Annotated in this window: 18 protein-coding genes; 12 read left to right on the top strand and 6 right to left on the bottom strand. The window is 64.6% G+C overall.

Annotation, left to right across the window (positions count from 1 at the left end):
• The first annotated feature begins 20 nt into the window (after positions 1-20).
• Both zapE and IEV88_RS12850 read left to right on the top strand, forming a co-directional pair.
• Positions 21-1,178, top strand: a complete 1,158-nt coding sequence (gene zapE / locus IEV88_RS12855; protein WP_188158059.1) for a cell division protein ZapE — start codon at positions 21-23, stop codon at positions 1,176-1,178.
• A 74-nt stretch (positions 1,179-1,252) separates the two neighbouring features.
• Positions 1,253-2,038, top strand: a complete 786-nt coding sequence (locus IEV88_RS12850) for an outer membrane protein (protein ID WP_188158060.1) — start codon at positions 1,253-1,255, stop codon at positions 2,036-2,038.
• Between the two features lie 97 nt (positions 2,039-2,135).
• Here IEV88_RS12850 and IEV88_RS12845 read toward each other — a convergent pair whose 3' ends face one another.
• Entirely contained in the window at positions 2,136-2,942 is an 807-nt protein-coding gene (locus IEV88_RS12845) for an SDR family NAD(P)-dependent oxidoreductase (RefSeq protein WP_188158061.1), read from the bottom strand.
• A gap of 87 nt (positions 2,943-3,029) precedes the next feature.
• Here IEV88_RS12845 and IEV88_RS12840 point away from each other — a divergent pair, with 87 nt between their 5' ends.
• Positions 3,030-3,332 (top strand): hypothetical protein, encoded by a 303-nt coding sequence (locus tag IEV88_RS12840; protein ID WP_188158062.1) that lies wholly within the window; start codon positions 3,030-3,032, stop codon positions 3,330-3,332.
• 104 nt (positions 3,333-3,436) lie between these two features.
• Here the strand turns inward: IEV88_RS12840 and IEV88_RS12835 are convergent, their stop codons facing one another.
• The 4 genes from IEV88_RS12835 to hemC form a co-directional block, all read right to left on the bottom strand.
• Positions 3,437-5,059 (bottom strand): heme biosynthesis protein HemY, encoded by a 1,623-nt coding sequence (locus IEV88_RS12835; protein ID WP_188158063.1) that lies wholly within the window; start codon positions 5,057-5,059, stop codon positions 3,437-3,439.
• Positions 5,060-5,127: 68 nt separating this feature from the next.
• A complete protein-coding gene (locus tag IEV88_RS12830; protein ID WP_188158064.1) occupies positions 5,128-6,792 on the bottom strand; it encodes a mitofilin family membrane protein in 1,665 nt (554 codons plus the stop codon).
• A 44-nt stretch (positions 6,793-6,836) separates the two neighbouring features.
• The gene (locus IEV88_RS12825; RefSeq protein WP_188158065.1) at positions 6,837-7,553 is read right to left on the bottom strand and encodes a uroporphyrinogen-III synthase; all 717 of its coding nucleotides are present in this window, start codon (positions 7,551-7,553) and stop codon (positions 6,837-6,839) included.
• Positions 7,554-7,561: 8 nt separating this feature from the next.
• A complete protein-coding gene (gene hemC, locus IEV88_RS12820) occupies positions 7,562-8,527 on the bottom strand; it encodes a hydroxymethylbilane synthase (protein ID WP_188158066.1) in 966 nt (321 codons plus the stop codon).
• A 190-nt stretch (positions 8,528-8,717) separates the two neighbouring features.
• Here hemC and tsaD point away from each other — a divergent pair, with 190 nt between their 5' ends.
• The 3 genes from tsaD to IEV88_RS12805 are packed head-to-tail and all read left to right on the top strand — an operon-like array spanning position 8,718 to position 11,167.
• Positions 8,718-9,827: a tRNA (adenosine(37)-N6)-threonylcarbamoyltransferase complex transferase subunit TsaD gene (gene tsaD / locus IEV88_RS12815; protein WP_188158067.1), complete on the top strand. Its 1,110-nt coding sequence runs from the start codon at positions 8,718-8,720 to the stop codon at positions 9,825-9,827.
• Complete coding sequence (locus IEV88_RS12810; protein WP_188158068.1) at positions 9,824-10,861, top strand: NAD(P)H-dependent glycerol-3-phosphate dehydrogenase; 1,038 nt, start codon at positions 9,824-9,826, stop codon at positions 10,859-10,861. The genes tsaD and IEV88_RS12810 overlap by 4 nt, the downstream gene beginning before the upstream one ends.
• Before the next feature lie 15 nt (positions 10,862-10,876).
• On the top strand, positions 10,877-11,167 hold the full coding sequence (locus IEV88_RS12805) for a YciI family protein (protein ID WP_188158069.1): 291 nt from the start codon (positions 10,877-10,879) through the stop codon (positions 11,165-11,167).
• A gap of 21 nt (positions 11,168-11,188) precedes the next feature.
• Here IEV88_RS12805 and IEV88_RS12800 read toward each other — a convergent pair whose 3' ends face one another.
• Entirely contained in the window at positions 11,189-11,590 is a 402-nt protein-coding gene (locus tag IEV88_RS12800; protein WP_188158070.1) for a hypothetical protein, read from the bottom strand.
• 184 nt (positions 11,591-11,774) lie between these two features.
• On the opposite strand from IEV88_RS12800, the gene IEV88_RS12795 reads away from it, so the two are divergent.
• The 6 genes from IEV88_RS12795 (at position 11,775) to IEV88_RS12770 (ending at position 16,154) form a co-directional block, all read left to right on the top strand.
• Entirely contained in the window at positions 11,775-12,542 is a 768-nt protein-coding gene (locus IEV88_RS12795; protein WP_188158071.1) for a response regulator, read from the top strand.
• Between the two features lie 21 nt (positions 12,543-12,563).
• A complete protein-coding gene (locus IEV88_RS12790) occupies positions 12,564-13,307 on the top strand; it encodes a Crp/Fnr family transcriptional regulator (protein WP_188158072.1) in 744 nt (247 codons plus the stop codon).
• Positions 13,308-13,395: 88 nt separating this feature from the next.
• A complete protein-coding gene (locus IEV88_RS12785) occupies positions 13,396-13,800 on the top strand; it encodes a hypothetical protein (RefSeq protein ID WP_188158073.1) in 405 nt (134 codons plus the stop codon).
• 15 nt (positions 13,801-13,815) lie between these two features.
• Positions 13,816-13,974 (top strand): hypothetical protein, encoded by a 159-nt coding sequence (locus tag IEV88_RS12780; protein WP_188158074.1) that lies wholly within the window; start codon positions 13,816-13,818, stop codon positions 13,972-13,974.
• 102 nt (positions 13,975-14,076) lie between these two features.
• Positions 14,077-14,292 carry a hypothetical protein gene (locus tag IEV88_RS12775; RefSeq protein WP_188158075.1) on the top strand — a complete coding sequence of 72 codons (216 nt, stop codon included), beginning with the start codon at positions 14,077-14,079 and terminating at the stop codon, positions 14,290-14,292.
• Between the two features lie 5 nt (positions 14,293-14,297).
• Positions 14,298-16,154 (top strand): sensor histidine kinase, encoded by a 1,857-nt coding sequence (locus IEV88_RS12770; RefSeq protein ID WP_188158076.1) that lies wholly within the window; start codon positions 14,298-14,300, stop codon positions 16,152-16,154.
• Positions 16,155-16,160 lie beyond the last annotated feature (6 nt).

Below are 16,160 nucleotides of genomic sequence, written 5' to 3'. Positions count from 1 at the left end.
CGGCAGCATGAAGGACGCCCATGACAGGACCGCTCGACAGGTATGACGCACTGGTTGCGGCAGGCACGCTGAGTGCCGATCCGGCCCAGCGCGAGGCCGCCGACCGGCTTCAGACCCTGCATGAAGAGCTGGGCGATTATACACCGGGAAAGAAGGGGTTTTTCGGCTCGCGCCGGACGCCGCCGCGCGGGCTGTATCTGTGGGGCGGGGTCGGGCGCGGCAAGAGCCTGTTGATGGACCTGTTCTTCAACAACGCCCCGGTGGCGGACAAGCGCCGGGTGCATTTTCACGAATTCATGGTCGGCATCCACGAACAGATCGCGCACTGGCGCAAGATGGATGACGCGACCCGCAAGGCGCAGCCGAACCGGGTGCGCAAGGCGAGCCTCGACGACCCGATCCCGCACATCGCCCGCGCCGCCTTTGCGCAAGGCTGGCTGATCTGTTTCGACGAGTTCCAGGTGACCGACATCACCGACGCGACCCTGCTGGGGCGCCTGTTCGGCTATCTGTTCGCGGACGGCGCGGTGATCGTCGCCACATCGAACCGCCATCCGGACGATCTGTACAAGGACGGGATCAACCGCGAGCTGTTCGTGCCCTTCATCGATCTGCTCAAGGAGACGGTCGATATCCACGAGCTGACAGCAGCCAAGGACTATCGTCTCGAACAGCTCGCCGGTTCGCCGGTCTATCATTGCCCGCTCGGGCCCGGCGCCGATGCGGCGATGGACAAGGCCTGGACCCGGCTCATCGCCGGCGGCACGGAGCGCAAGAGCACTCACAGGGTGCGCGGCCGCACGCTGACCCTGCCGCGCACCGCACGCGGCGCAGCGCGGGTCGGGTTCAAGGCGATGTGCGGGCAGGCGCTGGGGGCGGAGGATTATCTTTGCCTCGCCCGCAATTATCACACCGTTTTCATGGATCATATTCCACAGATGACCAAAGAACAGCGCAATGAGGCGAAGCGCTTCGTGACCTTCATCGATGCGCTCTACGAGCACCGGACGAAATTCGTCTGCTCCGCCGATGCCCTGCCCGATGATCTGTATCCGTCCGGCGATGGCAGTTTCGAATTTGCCCGCACCGCCAGCCGTCTCAGCGAGATGCAGTCGGAGAACTATCTGGCGCTCGAACATGCGCACCAGGATGGCGGCACGAACATCACAGAAATGTGACTGCCCGTGAGATGACGAACCAGCAACAGACCCCAGATTGTAGCTCCAAGCAAAAAACTACACTGGAGGTAACAATGAAATACGGACACTTTCTGGGGATAAGTGCGCTGGCTATTGCGGGTTTTGCGACGTCTGCAGCAGCACAGGACTATGACTATTACGTATCCGGCACGCTGGGTATCAACAGCCAGCAGAACTCCGACAATTCGGGCCAGTTCAATCGCCCGTTCTTCATCACCGGCACCGGCACGGCACTCGATGGCGCGAACCTGCCCGAGGGTACCGAAGTCGGCTGGGAAACCGATTTTGACGATGGCTATACATTCGGCGCCGCTGTCGGCAAGGATTACGGCATGTTCCGGCTCGAGGCAGAGCTCGCCTATGCATCGAATGACGTCGAAGCCCACCGCATGGTCGAGGCCGCCGGCATGAGCATCGATGCCGTGGATGCCGCCGTGCTGATCCAGGGCCAGACGACGCCGCTCGGTGCCAATGTCGCGCAGATCGTCGCCGATGGTCAGGGCGATATCCGCACCACCTATCTGCTCGCCAATGCCTATCTCGACTTCGACAACAACACCCGCCTGACGCCCTATGTCGGCGCCGGCCTTGGTGCAGGCTTCGTCGATGTCGATTACTCGCCCTCCGGCGTGGACATCGCCAGCGATGGCGGCACGGTTTTCGCCTATCAGTTCGTCGGCGGCCTGGATTTCGCGCTCAACGAAACATCCTCGCTCCTGACCAATATCCGCTATCGCGGCACGTCGGATGTCGAGGTCGAAGTCGATCTCTTCCCTGCCGACCTTGACGTCGAGAACTCCAGCTATGTGCTGGAAGCGGGCTATCGCTACACGTTCTAGGCCTCCACTACAGTACAGTGCGTCAGTAGAGTCCCCCCTGAAGCCGTCCGCATGCGTTTCTTTGCGGGCGGCTTTTTCGTGCGGTTTGTCGGAAGCCCTATGTCTTGCGATACCGCCCCTGCTGGGCCCTGGCGATCTTCTCGGCAAGCCAGAGCGGCATGATCCGCGCCAGCGCGACGATCGTCTTGTACTGCCAGCCGGGAACATGGACAGTATGCCCTCTGTCTGCCGCCTTCAGGGTGCCGGCGGCGACGTCATCGGCGTGCAGCATCATCCAGTCCGGCATCGCCCGGTTCAACGCCTCGCGTGTGCCGTTGACGTCGTGAAACTCCGTATAGGTAAAGCCGGGACAGACGACGCAGCATCCGATCCCGTCCCTTGCGGTTTCGGCGGCCAGTGACTGGGTGAAGCTGACGAGGAACGCCTTGCTGGCACCATACAGCGTATGCCCGGCAGAGGGCGGCACCAGCCCGGCGACCGATGACACATTGATCACCCGGCCCCAGCCGCGTTCGCGCATGCCGGGCAGGCAATGATGGGCCAGCGCCGCGCAGGCGGTGACCATCAGCTGGAGGAAATCGCCCTGCTCGGCCCAGCTGCGGTCGGTATACTCCCCGGTCAGGCCGAAGCCGGCACTGTTGACGAGGATATCGGGCGAGATCTGCTTCTGGCGCAGCGCCGCCATGATCGCGCCCGGCGCCTCGGGACTGGCGAGGTCGGCGGGGATGATCACCGTCTGCACACCCTGGTCCTGCAGCTCTGCCGCCAGGGCCTCGAGCCGTTCTTGCCGGCGGGCCGTGACGATAACATGGCAGCCCCGTGCCGCGAGCTGGCGCGCGAATTCAGCGCCGAGCCCGGCAGACGCGCCGGTCACCAGCGCCCATTTCCCTTGATACTCGTCCATGCTCCGATCCCCATTGCGGTTAATATCGGCTTAGGACAGCCACGCTATCCTCGTGTCGTTGATCAGTGACAGCGGGACCACCGTGCCATGAATTCCATCGCCTTTCTCATGATGCTGGGCATATTTGCCATGCTTGCCTATTGGTATATCCGTAATGCCGATGCAGGCCGCGACGGCGCTCTCGGGCCGCTGGCGCTGAAAGATGATGACGGTGATGGCGGCGCTGGGGACACGCTGCACGTGACCGGGGCGGCCGCGATCAGGGCGCGCGTGCAGGGACAGGACCAGAACAACCCTGGCAGTCCGGAGACGGAGACGGTCGGGCCGGCCAACGCTGTGGGCAAGGCTGCGGGCAAGGCGAAGGCCTATCGCCCCAGGGAAGACCGCTAGAAACTAGAACAACCTGCATTCAAATCGAATCATTTGAACGCAGAAAGTTCATCTACTTCAATGATTTAGAGGATCTTTGTGCGCCCGGTTGGGCGCACGATGCTCTAGCGCTCGTCCTCGTCATACATGCCGCCGCCCATGCCCGCTGCGGACAGGGTCGCTTCCTTTTCCTTCAGTTCTTTCTCCTGCTCGGCGCGCTTGCGCTCCTGTGCAGAAAGGTCTTCTGCAGCCGGTTTTTCGCCTGACGTGCCCGCTTGCGGCGCGGCGGGTTTGTCTTGCTCTGCGGCAGGGGAGGTTTCGGGCGTCGCCTCGACCGTGGCACTCCCGTCGGCAACGACATCCTCAGGGACCGCTTCCGGTTCAGGCTCGGGCGCAGGCGGCTCAGGCACGGGTGGCGGGGCGGCGAGCATCAGCACCTCGTCCTGCGACATCGCGGCGGTCATTTCTTCCAGCGGCGGCGGTGACAGGCGGTGATGATCGCCGAACTCCATGACGAGGCGGCGCCAGCCATCGGTGGAAAAGTGGAATGTGCCATCGGCGCCCGGGCCCGGCTCCGCCGGTGCATGGGCCGCCTTCTCCAGCCAGGGTTCGGCGGCTTCCTCGCCGAACCGGGCTTTCATCGCCTGCGCCATCAGCGTGAAGGTGCGCACCGTCGGACGGCGCGAGAACAGCGGCTGCAGGATGTCGCGGGCCTTGTCGTGATTGCCCTGCGCGATGGCGGCCTCGGCCAGCAGGTGCTGGCTCTGCTGGTCGTGCGGGTTCTGGCCGGCAAGGCGCGGCAGGGTCGCGACGCGCTCGTCCGGCGCAAGATCCGAATGCACGTCCAGCCAGGTCTGGCGGATCGCCGGATGCGGGCGCGCGGCCCAGGCCTGTTCGAGGATCTTGACCGCCTTGCGGCGGCTCTTGCCGGCTTCCAGCCGCGCGGCGAGGACGGCGGCGGGCGGGAAGTCCGGCGCCAGCTTGAAGGCATCCTTCGCATCGGACAGCGCATCGTCCCGCTCGCCGGAGGCATCCGCAGCATAGGCCCGCGCCGTGATCAGCGCCGCCTCGTGGCGCTTGACATGCTCGCCATCTTCGAGCCCGTTGCGGCTGGCCAGCTTCAATGCCGACTGCGCATCGGACCAAGACCCGCGCTCGACTGACAGCTGGTACACGGATTCATAGGCCCAGCGCGCATTGGGCCGCAGCTTGAAGGCGCGGTCGGCATAGCCCTTGGCCGCCTTCATGTCGCCGGCACCGACGGCCTGCAGGTAAAGCCCGCGCAGACCCAGAAACTCCGTCTCCGGCGCTTCCAGCATGGCGGAGAAGCTGGCCTCGGCCGTTTCGTGGTCACCGGCGAGCTGCGCTGCCTGGGCCGTCAGCAGCCGGGTCAGCGCCGGCTCTTCCAGCTGGCGCTGGGCATTCTTTGCGTGCCGCTGGGCATCGGAGGCATCGCCGGCGGCGACAGCTTCCAGACCCCGCGTCAGCGAGATAATCCCCTTCTGGCGCTGGGAGTCGCGGCGCTTGCCGCGCAATTTCTCCGGAAGGCGCATCAGATAGCTGATGATCAGCACAGTGACGATCAGCAGGGCCAGCAGGATCGAGATGCCGATCAGCGTCGGCGCCGCCGGATTGAAATAGACATAATCGCCGAACCGGATATGGATGTTGCCGTCGACCGCCAGCAGCGCTGTCAGCCCCGCTGCGGCCAGCGTCAATACCAGGATGAATATCAGGATGCGGATCATCGGCGGCTTCGTCCTTATAAGGCGTTTAGTCGATTATCAGCGTCGGCGAGCGGCGCAAGCGCCTGTTCTCAGCCGGTCTGGCTGAGAACAGTGTTGGTCAGGGCGTCGAGCGTCTGGTCGGCCTCGACCCGGGCGCGCGCCTCCTCGATCCACGGCGCCATCGCATCCGCCGGTTCCCCGTCCAGCGCCGACAATTCCCGCAGTGCCGCGTCAAGGTCGCCATTCTCAAGGCTCGCTTCGGCACGGGAAATGATCGCAGACGGACTATCACCGCTTTGCGGACCGGTCCTGCGAACGGAGAACAGGCCGACGAAATTCGCCCAGAACCGGCCGAGCGGGCTCGTCGCCTCCTCGCGCCGCGCCGCGGCAAGGGCGGAGCGCGCTGCATCGAGGAAGGAATATTGAAGATAGCTGATCGGCGGCAGGCCATCCCCGGCACGCTCGCGCAGCTGGCGCACCGGCGCGCTGTCGCCGGTCAGCCGTTCGAGCACGGCGAGCTGGTCACCATAGGGCCGGCCGGAATACATCTGACGCTGCAGGTTGGACACGGCGAGCGCGATCGCTGCCTGTTTCGTCGCGGCAGCGACATCCTGCGTCTGGATCTGCTCGATACGCTGTTCCAGCCGCCCGATGCGCTGCTGCGAGCGGCGGTCCTGCTCGGCCAGCGCGGTGTCGACCTCGCGGCGCAGGGCCTCGATCTCGCGCGCCTGGCGGGCAGTGGTCTGGCGCTGCTCGGCAAGGGCCGCTCTCGTCTCCTGCAGGGCCGTATCGGTTTCGGCTTCAGCCGTCACCGCGCCGGTTGCCGTCTCGGGCCGCGCTTCGCGGGCCGGGGCAGGTGTCTGCGTCCCGTCGGTTCGCGGATCGCTGTCTTGTGCCTCGCTGTCTTGTGTCTCGCTGTCCTGGGCCTCGCTGTCTTGCCGTGCCCCGGAGGCCTGCGCCGTCTGCTGTGCCGCGTCACCGGACGGCGCAGCCGTTGCAGCGTCTTCCGCCTCAGGCTCGGACTCCGCCGTGCGGGTCTGTTGTTCCTCGCCCTCGCGGCGCTGGCGGGCGCGCTCGGCGGCGGCTTCGCGGCGTTGCTGGGCGAGCTGGCCAGCTGTCAGGGGGGCGGTCTCGGCTGCCGTATCGTCCGTTGCGTCGTCTTGCGTGGAGTCCGGCGTGTCGTCACCGGCGTCCGTCTCTGTCTCCCGCCCGGTGCGGGCGGCCTGCTTCATCTCGTCGGACTGGTTGCCGGTCTTCTCAGAAGGCACTTCGGCGATCTGGGTGTCGTCGCGCGTGGTGGACGGTACCGCCGGTGTCTCCCCGGCGGGCACGTCCTGCGGATCGCCCGGCTCCGGCGCCCCGTCAAGGGCGGCAGCGAGCGGGCTCGCGTCATTCTGCGCCACCGCCGGATCGCGGTCATCGCCATCGCGCGACCAATAGGAAAACAGCGTGAAACACGCGACCAATACCAAAATGCCAGCGAGGATCAGTCCGGGCGACATCATCCCGCCCGGCTTGGCCGCCTTTTCATCACCGGACGGAGAACCCTCCTCGTCATGGGCCGTTTCGGACCCGGAATGGTCTTCGACCTCCGCATCGGATGGCTCTTCATTGACGATCTCGGTCTCGACCTCTTCCGGTTCGCTGTTGCCGCCGGACGCAGACGCCGTGGTCTCGTTCTTTTGCTTGTCGCTTTCGGCCCCGTTGTCGTCCCGGTTTTCATCCCGGTCTTTGTCGGTCTTGTCCGCTGCCATGAAAGTCTCTCTTCCCGTTACGTCCGTCCGTTCGCGTCTCGTTTCTATGTGCGCCCGCCAGCGGCAATGTCAATGACTGCGCGGGCATCCGTCTGCCCTGCGGCAATGATAGCATGGGCGCGCAGGCCCGACAGGGCATTGGCGACCGCCGGGCTCAGGCAGATCAGCCGCACCGGCAACAGGCACTCCGACAGTACCGCATCCTCGACCAGCCCGCGAAACAGGCGTGCCGTGCGTGGCGAAAACAGCGTTACCGCATCGACCCGGCCCTCGGTCAGGGCGACGCGCAACGCGACCGGCATCTGTCGAACGGCGTTGGCGCGATAAAGTTGCTGAGCGAAGGCTGAAATACCTGCCGCCGACAGCGCCGCGACGAGATCGCCGGCCTGGTGAGAGCCGGTGACGTGCAGAACCGGGCCGCGCTCGCCGGACGCCGCGATCAGCGCGGCAAGGCTCTCGACCGAGCTTTCGGCGGTGCCGGCGACGGCAAATCCGGCGCGCCGCGCGTCCCCGGCGCTTGCGGGACCGACGGCATAGACAGGCAGCGACCGGTCGGTGGTGGCGCGCGCCAGCGCCCTGACACCGTTCGCCGAGGTCACGGCGACAGCCGATGCGTCCCTGATTTCAGAGGTCGTTTCGAAGTCGATATCAATCAGCGGCGCGACCAGCGAGGGCAGATTTGCCTCGTTCAACTGACGCGCGAAGAGATCGGCATCGGGCTGCGGGCGGGTAACAACGATCAGGCCGGTGCGGTCGCCCATAGCGCCTCCTACCGCGCCTGGCGGATCAGCTGGCGGATCGCCGGTGTCGCCGCTGCATAAAGGTCTTCGGCAATGCGCAGGCCCTGCGCCATCGCCTCGGTCAGGCGGGCGCGATAGCCGTCGCCGGTCAGGGGCACGGTTTCGTCGTGATAGACCTCCTCGCGCCCGTCCAGTGTCAGCAATTGCGCGCGGAACCGCAATGCGTCGCCGGACAGCGTCGCCAGCCCGGCAATCGGCGTGCGGCAGGAGCCGTCGAGCCGGGTCAGGAAGGCCCGCTCGGCGGCACTGGCAAGGCTGGTCCGGTGGCACTCGATCTTTTCCAGAAGACGCGCCGCTGCGTCGTCATCGGCCCGGCACTGGACGCATAAAACGCCCTGGCTGACGGCAGGCAGCATTTCTTCCGGCTCCAAAACGGTCCTTTCAACGTCTTTCCTATCGAGTCGCTGCAGCCCGGCCTCCGCCAGAAACGTCGCCTGTGCTTGGCCGGCAGCGAGCTTGCCCAACCGCGTGCCGACATTGCCGCGCATCGGCACGATCTGCAGGTCCGGACGCCGGTGCAGCAGCTGCGCGGCGCGGCGCACGGAGGATGTGCCAACCACCGCGCCCTCGGGCAACTGCCACGGGCTCGCCGCGATGGGGGACAGGAAGGCATCGCGGGCATCGTCGCGCACCGGGATCGCCGCGATCATCAGCCCGTCGGGCATTTCCGCCGGCATGTCCTTCATCGAATGCACTGCGATCCGTGCGACGCCATCCATCAGCGCCTGCTCGACTTCCTTGGTGAACAGCCCCTTGCCGCCGATCTCGGCAAGCGAGCCGGACAGGCGGCGGTCGCCCTCGGTGACATAGGTGCGGATCGGGATGTCGCCGGCATCGGGCACGGCGTCAAGGATCATCGCGCGCACCATCTCAGACTGGCGCACGGCCAGCGGTGACTTTCTCGACGCGATGCTGATCTCGGCCCTGTCCGGCATGGTGATCCCGTTTGAGGTGGCGGCGCGCGGCGCGGCGCGAGGAGAATGATTGCCCGGACGGCGTTTTCCGTCTAGGCACGAGCGCTCCCATAGCGGTTTTGACCTGACGCGAAAAGGGCACTGGCGCGAAAAGGGCACTGACGCGGAAAGAGCACCGGCCCCGCAATCGGAAGAATTCGGATTTTCGGCAATGAGCGACACGATCACCATTCTCGGCATCGAGACCAGCTGCGACGAGACCGCCGCAGCGGTGCTGCGCCGCCATGGAGACGGCACGACCGAAATCCTGTCCAACATCATCCATACCCAGGATGACCATGCCGCCTTTGGCGGTGTCGTGCCGGAGATCGCTGCCCGCGCCCATGTCGAGAAGGCAGACCAGGTCGTCGCCCGCGCGCTGGCAGAGGCCGGTATGACCGATGACGGTATCGGTGGCGGTATCGACGCGGTCGCCGCCACCGCCGGTCCCGGCCTGATCGGCGGGGTCATGGTCGGGATGATGACGGCCAAGGCCTTTGCGCTGTCGCGGGCCATACCGTTCATCCCGGTCAACCATCTGGAAGGCCACGCCCTGTCGGCCCGGCTGACCGAGAATTGCCCCTTCCCCTATCTCCTGCTGCTGGTCTCCGGCGGTCATACCCAGCTATTGCGGGTCGATGGCGTGGGACAGTATGCCCGCCTCGGCACGACGATCGACGATGCCGCCGGCGAGGCCTTCGACAAGACGGCAAAGCTGCTCGGTCTCGGCCAGCCGGGCGGACCGAAAGTGCAGGCCGCCGCCGAGGGCGGCGACGCGGCCCGGTTCACCTTTCCGCGGCCATTACTGAACCGGCCCGGGTATGACTTTTCCTTTTCCGGCCTGAAGACAGCCGTGCGCCTCGCCGCCGAGGAGCTGTCACCGCTGGGCGGAAGCGACATCGCCGATATCTGCGCCTCGTTCCAGCACGCTGCCGCCCGGCATCTCGCCGCCCGGACCGAAAGGGCGATGGCCGACTTCGACATTCCCGCCGGCGACAGCGGCAGGCTGGTCATCGCCGGCGGCGTGGCGGCGAATACGCAGATCCGCGCCGCACTCACCGCCCTGGTCGAAGCCCAAGGCTGGAGCTTGCTCGTTCCGCCTGCGAAATATTGCACCGACAATGCCGCGATGATCGCGCTGGCCGGGGCCGAGCGCCTCGCCGCCGGGAGCGTGCCGGCACTGGCCGAGACCCTCGCCCTCGCCCCGCGCGCGCGCTGGCCGCTTGACGAAAACCCCGAAGGCAGGCGTCATGGCGGCGGCAAGAAGGGTCCCAAGGCATGAGCGAGACGACAGGCAAGTCCAGCCCCTATCAGACCATCCTCGTCGCCGGTGGCGGCTCCTGGGGCACGGCGCTGGCCAGCCTGACCGCGCGCGCCGGTATGGCCACGACGCTATGGGCGCGCAATGACCAGGTCGTGTCGGCGATCAACGGGTCGCGCGAGAACAGTATCTACCTGCCGGGCATAAAGCTGCCGGAAACCCTGGGCGCGACCACCGATCTTGCTGCGGCGCTGGAAAACGCCGACGCGGTCATCTTCGTCATCCCGGCCCAGTATGCCCGCGACAACCTTGCCGAGATGCGCCGCCTGACCGGCGGCAAGACCCTGCCGGTCGCGCTGTGCTGCAAGGGGATCGAGCGCGGCACCGGCGCCCTGATGACGGAGGTTATCGCCGATGCCTGGCCGGAGGCCATCCCGGCGATCCTGTCCGGCCCGTCCTTCGCCGCTGACGTGGCGAGGGGCCTGCCGACCGCCGTCACCCTCGCCTGCGCCGACAAATCCTCCGGCGAGCGCTGGGCCCAGACGATCAAGGCACCCCATTTCCGGCCCTACCTGACGGCTGACATGATCGGGGCGGAGCTTGGCGGCGCAGTCAAGAACGTGCTCGCCATTGCCTGCGGCGTGGTCGAGGGCAAGGGGCTGGGTGAAAGCGCCCGTGCCGCGCTGATCGCGCGCGGCTTTGCCGAGTTTCAGCGCCTCGGTGTCGCCCTCGGGGCCGAGGCCCAGACCATGGCCGGGCTGTCCGGCCTTGGCGACCTGATCCTGACCTGCTCGTCGCGCCAGTCGCGCAACATGTCGCTGGGGTATGAAATCGGCGAGGGCCGGACCGCGAAAGAGATCATTGCCGAGCGCCAGACCGTGTCGGAAGGCGCGGCCAGCGCCGGGCCGCTGATGAAACTTGCCGGCGCGGCCGGTGTTGACATGCCGATCTGCGCCGCCGTCGCCGACCTTGTCGACGGCAGAACCGGCGTCGATCAGGCGATTCTCGGGCTGCTCGCCAGGCCGCTCAGGAACGAGGGCTCACCGGCCGAGTAGGAGGATTTTCCAGCCATGCCGCATTTCATTCTCATCTGCCGCGATGGGCCCGACGGTGCGGCCAAACGGCCCGGCGTCAGACCCCAGCATCTCGACCATGTCGCCGACCATAGCAGCACGGTGAAACTTGCCGGCCCGCTGCTGGATGAGGACGGCAATCCGGCGGGCAGCCTGTTCCTGCTGGACATGGAGACCCGGGCCGAGGTCGAGGCGTTCTCCGCCGCAGACCCCTATCAGAAAGCGGGCGTCTTCGTGTCGCGCGAAATCCGCACGTTCAGGATCGTCGTCGATAATCTGTCGGATTAGGCCGGTTCGGGTCCGAAACGGCTATTGCAGCGAAAGGCGCTTCATGTAGAAGCGGCAGCTGCGCTGGCTCAGGCGGTTGTCGACGCCGTTGATCCAGCCTTCGGTCCAGGCATTGCCGCCTTCGGCACCGAGTTCGGCGCGGCAACTGGAAAAGCCGCCGCGATAGGCAACGGATTCAATGTCGCCGCTCTCATTGCCGCGCACGAAGCCGGTCTCGTAACAGGTGCACAGGTCGGTTTCGCGCAGGCCGGTGAAGACAGCCGGTTCGGACATGGTCGGCGTGGCGGTACGGGCATAGGCGGATCCGCCCTGGCCAGGGGCGAGGGACGGCAGGGCGAAGCCATTCTGGAACAGGACGAGCGAGCCCGCTGCAATGACCGCCAGCACCAGAATTCCCCCGAAAATCACCTCAATCCTGGACATCGCTATTCCCCTTCGATCCGCTTGACGGACCATAAACCATTATTAACAGGTTAATCTCTAAACTCTTTGCCGCCAAGTGTGTTCCGTCGATCCTGTCCGATTTTTGCCGTCCTATGGCATTTTCGCAAAATTCAATCGAACTTTATCGAAGTTATATTGTATAATACACCGTAGAAGGAAACCGATGAGCCACGCGTCCCACATAGCAACGGTCCGGCAGTTTGCCCGGGCCATCTTCGCCGACCGGTTGATCGGCGATGAGTTGACGCGCCTTGCGCTCGCCAAGGTGAATATCGACCCGAAAAGCTCCACCGACAGCCTGCCCGATCTGCTGCACGCCTTCCTTCATACATGGCGCATGGCCTCATCGGGGCGCCGCTCGGAGGAATCCCTGTTTTCCGATGAGGCGCTGCTCGCTGCGCTGCCGGAGCCGCCGGGAAATGAACGGCTGATGCTGCTGCTCGTCGACGTCATGAATTTCACCCCCGAAACCGCCGCCCGTATCATTGCCGTCAAGGGTCAGGATCCCTATTCGATTCTCGACCGGGGCCGCCAGTTTATCGGCCTGCCGCGCAATGCCAAGGCGATCATCATCGAGGATGAACCGCTGATCGCCGCCGATCTGCGCGAGATCATGTCGTCCATCGGCGTCGAGGTCTGCGGCGAGGCGAATACGGCGGACAAGGCGATCTCGATGTCGCGGCAGAAGAAACCCAACATCATTCTCGCCGATTATAATCTGATCGGCATGAAAACCGGTGCCGACGCGGTCATGGAAATTCAGGAAACGCTCAATTGTCCGGTCGTGTTCATCACCGGCTATCCGGAACAGGTGCTGACCGGCGAGGATATCGAACCCGATTTTGTCATCGCCAAGCCCTATCGCATCGAAAGCGTCAAGGCTGCCGTCGCGCATTGTCTCGACGTGGAGCGCACGCAGATAATGCATTAGCGTCGGCAGGAGGTTAATGACGTGCAGCCCCTGTTCAGGCGACTATCCTACTATGCCAAACTTGCCGATCACGACGGCGAATCCCTGTCGAAGCTCTCGGTACGCGATCACTCCTATGCCCCCGGCGAGGACATCATCCGCCGTGGCGAAAAGACCGGTCAGGTCTTCGTCATCAAGCATGGCTGGGCGGTGCGCTACATCACGCTGGAAGACGGCCGCACCCAGGTCCTCAATTTCATGCTCCCGGGCGACATCTTCGATCTCCAGGTCTTTCTCGACGACACGGTCGATCATTCCGTCGCCGCGGTCACCAAGGTGACAACCACCGTCGTCAACGCCGATTCCATCCTTTCCCTGTTTGCCCAGGGCTCATCCATCGCGGCTGCCCTGTGGTGGTCCACGGTGCAGGAGGAGGGCATATTGCGCGAGCAGATCGTGCGCAATGGCCGTCGCACGGCGCGCGAGCGCGTTGCCCACCTGATCCTCGAACTGCACCGCCGGGCGCGTATTGTCGGCGCCGCAGGGCCCGACAGCCTGGAGCTGCCGGTCAGCCAGATCCTGATTGCCGATGCGCTGGGCCTGTCCTTCGTCCACGTGAACAGGGTTCTGAGAAGCCTTGAAAAGGAAGGACTGATCAAGAAGAACAAGGGCGTGTTGACGATCCTCGCCCGGTCGCAGCTGATCGAGGCCTGCGGGTATTCCGAAGAGCATTTGCACCTCGATGGTCCGCCGCGCCGTCTCAGCTTCATGGCGGTGGCGGAATGATGACCCCGACGAGACCTTTAACATGGGTCAACGACACCCGCAGGGCCATGTCCCACACTGTGTACTCTGTCTAGAGGAGGCGTTCCCCATGTATGAGCCCCGTGACATCATCGCCCGGACGCGCCGGTTTGCTCACCTCATCGCCAGCAGCGCCGAGGAAGCCGACCGGGTGGTATTCGATGTCGTCGAAGCCGAACAAAGCTACCTGTCGGCCCGGTTCATCGACGACAGCCTGCGCACGCGCCTGTACCGGTCTCTTTGCGATCGCCTGGCCGCGCAAACGTCCGCCGCTACGGAAGAGGGCGAGGCGGATGGCAGCGCGCAGCCGGTCATCTGGCGTTTCCGGCGCCTGCCGATGGACAACAGGCTGGCCTTCGCGCTCATGGTCATCGAGGAGATTCCCTCCAGCACAGCGGCAGATATCCTGCGTATCCCCGACACGACCCTCGAGAAGAGGATACAGCAATCCCGGCGGATGATGTTCGAGGAATAGGGAGCGACTGGCAAGATGAGTATGGACCGGGAACTGCCGGCGGGCGAATGGTACGAGACCGCCGAAACCGTTCTGAAGCAATACAAGCAGGAACTGCTCGACGCGCCGCTTCCGGAGCCTCTGGAAAAATTGCTGGCGGAGCGTCAAAAGAACATTTCTCGGAAACAGCTTTGACGGCATAATAGCGAAAACTTGCACGGCATGGAAAAACCCGGCACTTGATGGCTGTGGACTGCCCGGCTGGGCGCAATGCGGTGCTGAACAGAAGGACTGTGGATGTCAGATTCTGACGACAGACAGGAAAAACGGATCAGTAAGCTGCAGATCCTGGTGACGGACACCGAGCTGGCCGACATCGATGACTGGCGCTTCGAGAACCGGGCCGCCAACCGGTCTGCCGCGGTTCGCGCCCTCATCGTGCTCGGCATGGAAATGTGCAAGAAACATGCAGACGACGCCAGGTCGATCATGAATGACATGGACGATGTTTGAGTTGAATGCTGTCACCGGAAGAACATAAAGCCGGCCCCGATCCTGACGACGGCCTCGCCGTCTCCCAGCCACAAGGCGAGGCTGGTCTTCCCGCGAACCTGAAATACAAACCGCCCCTGCGCTGGGGCGATCTCCTGCTGCCGATCCTCCTGTTTATAGCCTTCGCTACCATCGGGGCCGTGATCACGATCACCGACACGGCACCGGCCTATGGCGGCTATCTCGCCATCATGTTCGTCGGGCTGACCTATCCCCTGCCCTGGGCGCGGATTTCCTACGGCGCTGCGATGCTGTCCAGCCTGGCGCTGTTCTACTGGTTCAGCAACAGCCTGATGTCGCAGCAGGACGCCATGGCCGGCCTGATCATCTCGCTTGTCGCCGTCTGGGCCATCGCCTTCGCGATTTCCCACATCCAGTATCTCGAAGGCCAGGTCGATACCCGCGACAAGCAGCTCGACCTTGCCATGGACGCGTCCGACCTTGGCATCTTTCACTGGGACCTCAAGACCAACCGCGTCTACGCCCATGGCAAGCTACGGGAATTGTGGGGTCTGCCCAGCGATGGCCCGATCTATTCCAGCGATATTGTCAGCCGTGTCCATGAAGATGATTCGCGCCAGGTCCAGCTCGACCTGGGACGGGCCCTGCGCGGCGAGGGCGAATATAATTCCGAGTTTCGCATCCGCGACCGGCGCACGGGCCGGGTGCGCTGGCTGCTTGGGCGCGGCCAGGTGATCCAGGCAGTACGCTCGCGCCGCCTCTACATGACCGGCACCAATCTTGACATCACATCGCTCAAGGAAGAGCAGATGCGTATCCGCTCGATCCTCGACGGGCTCGGCGTCCTTGCCGGGCTGTTGACGACCGACGGCGAATTGATCGAGGCCAATTCGCGGGCGCTGGAAACGGCTGACCTGAACGTCGACGATGTCATCGGCAAACCCTTCTGGGAAACCTATTGGTGGTCCCATGACCGCATCGAACAGACCCGCCTGCAAGAAGCGATCGCCCGCGCCAGGGATGGCGAGACGGTCGAGTATGACGCCACGATCCGCGTCGCGGAAGATGAATACGCCACCATCGCCTTCTTCCTGTCGCCGGTCATCGACAGCCAGGGGACAGTCACCTATCTGGTGCCATCGGCCGTCAATATCACTGAACGCAAGCGCGCCGAGGAACAGATCAACCTGCTGATGCAGGAGCTGAACCACCGCATCAAGAACCTGTTCTCCGTCACCAATGCCCTGATCAATCTGTCGGCCCGCCATGCGACCGATGTCGACAGCTTCGTCCAGTCGACAATGCAGCGGCTGCGGGCCCTGCACGCGTCGCACACCATGACCGGCGCCAGCGTCAGCGAAGCGACCTCATTCTACAAGCAGGTCGATGCCGAAAGGTTGGCGGAAAAAGCCGTTGCTCCCTACTCGCTCGGCCAGAAAGAGCGCATTCACATCGAAAGCAACGGCATGGTGCTGGATACCGGACAGGCGACCGCCTTCAGCCTGATCCTCAACGAGCTGGCCGCCAACTCGGTCAAGCATGGCAGCCTGTCCGCCGATGGCGGCAAGGTCTCGATAGTCTGGAAACCGGACGCGGGGGGCGGCTTCACCTTCGACTGGCGCGAGGCGGGCGGCCCCCCCGTTGGCAAGCTTGACGGGCGCGGCTTCGGGCACTCGATCATGTCGTTGCTGACCCGAAACTATCTTGATGGCGAGGCGGTCTTCGGCGCTGACGAGAGCGGGTTCACGTTTGAGATTACCTCTGCTCCCGAACCGGAAAACGGGGCGGCGGGCGGCGCGGAAGACGGGGCGGAAAGCAGCGGACAGGGTGACGGCGCAACCGTCCGCCGGTCCGCAGAATAGGCCACC

This window comes from Aquisalinus flavus (genome assembly GCF_014640095.1).
Classification (GTDB): domain Bacteria; phylum Pseudomonadota; class Alphaproteobacteria; order Caulobacterales; family Parvularculaceae; genus Aquisalinus; species Aquisalinus flavus.
Note: the sequence above shows the minus strand (reverse complement) of the source record. Positions and strands in the feature narration are given on the sequence as shown.

Excerpts from the sequence above, each read along its gene's own strand:
- IEV88_RS12825 (WP_188158065.1), bottom strand. The coding sequence starts at position 7,553 with ATGGGCGACCGCACCGGCCTGATCGTTGTTACCCGCCCGCAGCCCGAT.
- IEV88_RS12850 (WP_188158060.1), top strand. The coding sequence starts at position 1,253 with ATGAAATACGGACACTTTCTGGGGATAAGTGCGCTGGCTATTGCGGGT.
- IEV88_RS12805 (WP_188158069.1), top strand. The coding sequence starts at position 10,877 with ATGCCGCATTTCATTCTCATCTGCCGCGATGGGCCCGACGGTGCGGCC.
- IEV88_RS12780 (WP_188158074.1), top strand. The coding sequence starts at position 13,816 with ATGAGTATGGACCGGGAACTGCCGGCGGGCGAATGGTACGAGACCGCC.
- tsaD (WP_188158067.1), top strand. The coding sequence starts at position 8,718 with ATGAGCGACACGATCACCATTCTCGGCATCGAGACCAGCTGCGACGAG.
- IEV88_RS12795 (WP_188158071.1), top strand. The coding sequence starts at position 11,775 with ATGAGCCACGCGTCCCACATAGCAACGGTCCGGCAGTTTGCCCGGGCC.
- IEV88_RS12770 (WP_188158076.1), top strand. The coding sequence starts at position 14,298 with ATGCTGTCACCGGAAGAACATAAAGCCGGCCCCGATCCTGACGACGGC.
- IEV88_RS12830 (WP_188158064.1), bottom strand. The coding sequence starts at position 6,792 with ATGGCAGCGGACAAGACCGACAAAGACCGGGATGAAAACCGGGACGAC.
- hemC (WP_188158066.1), bottom strand. The coding sequence starts at position 8,527 with ATGCCGGACAGGGCCGAGATCAGCATCGCGTCGAGAAAGTCACCGCTG.
- IEV88_RS12785 (WP_188158073.1), top strand. The coding sequence starts at position 13,396 with ATGTATGAGCCCCGTGACATCATCGCCCGGACGCGCCGGTTTGCTCAC.
- IEV88_RS12775 (WP_188158075.1), top strand. The coding sequence starts at position 14,077 with ATGTCAGATTCTGACGACAGACAGGAAAAACGGATCAGTAAGCTGCAG.
- IEV88_RS12845 (WP_188158061.1), bottom strand. The coding sequence starts at position 2,942 with ATGGACGAGTATCAAGGGAAATGGGCGCTGGTGACCGGCGCGTCTGCC.
- IEV88_RS12835 (WP_188158063.1), bottom strand. The coding sequence starts at position 5,059 with ATGATCCGCATCCTGATATTCATCCTGGTATTGACGCTGGCCGCAGCG.
- IEV88_RS12800 (WP_188158070.1), bottom strand. The coding sequence starts at position 11,590 with ATGTCCAGGATTGAGGTGATTTTCGGGGGAATTCTGGTGCTGGCGGTC.
- IEV88_RS12810 (WP_188158068.1), top strand. The coding sequence starts at position 9,824 with ATGAGCGAGACGACAGGCAAGTCCAGCCCCTATCAGACCATCCTCGTC.
- IEV88_RS12840 (WP_188158062.1), top strand. The coding sequence starts at position 3,030 with ATGAATTCCATCGCCTTTCTCATGATGCTGGGCATATTTGCCATGCTT.
- zapE (WP_188158059.1), top strand. The coding sequence starts at position 21 with ATGACAGGACCGCTCGACAGGTATGACGCACTGGTTGCGGCAGGCACG.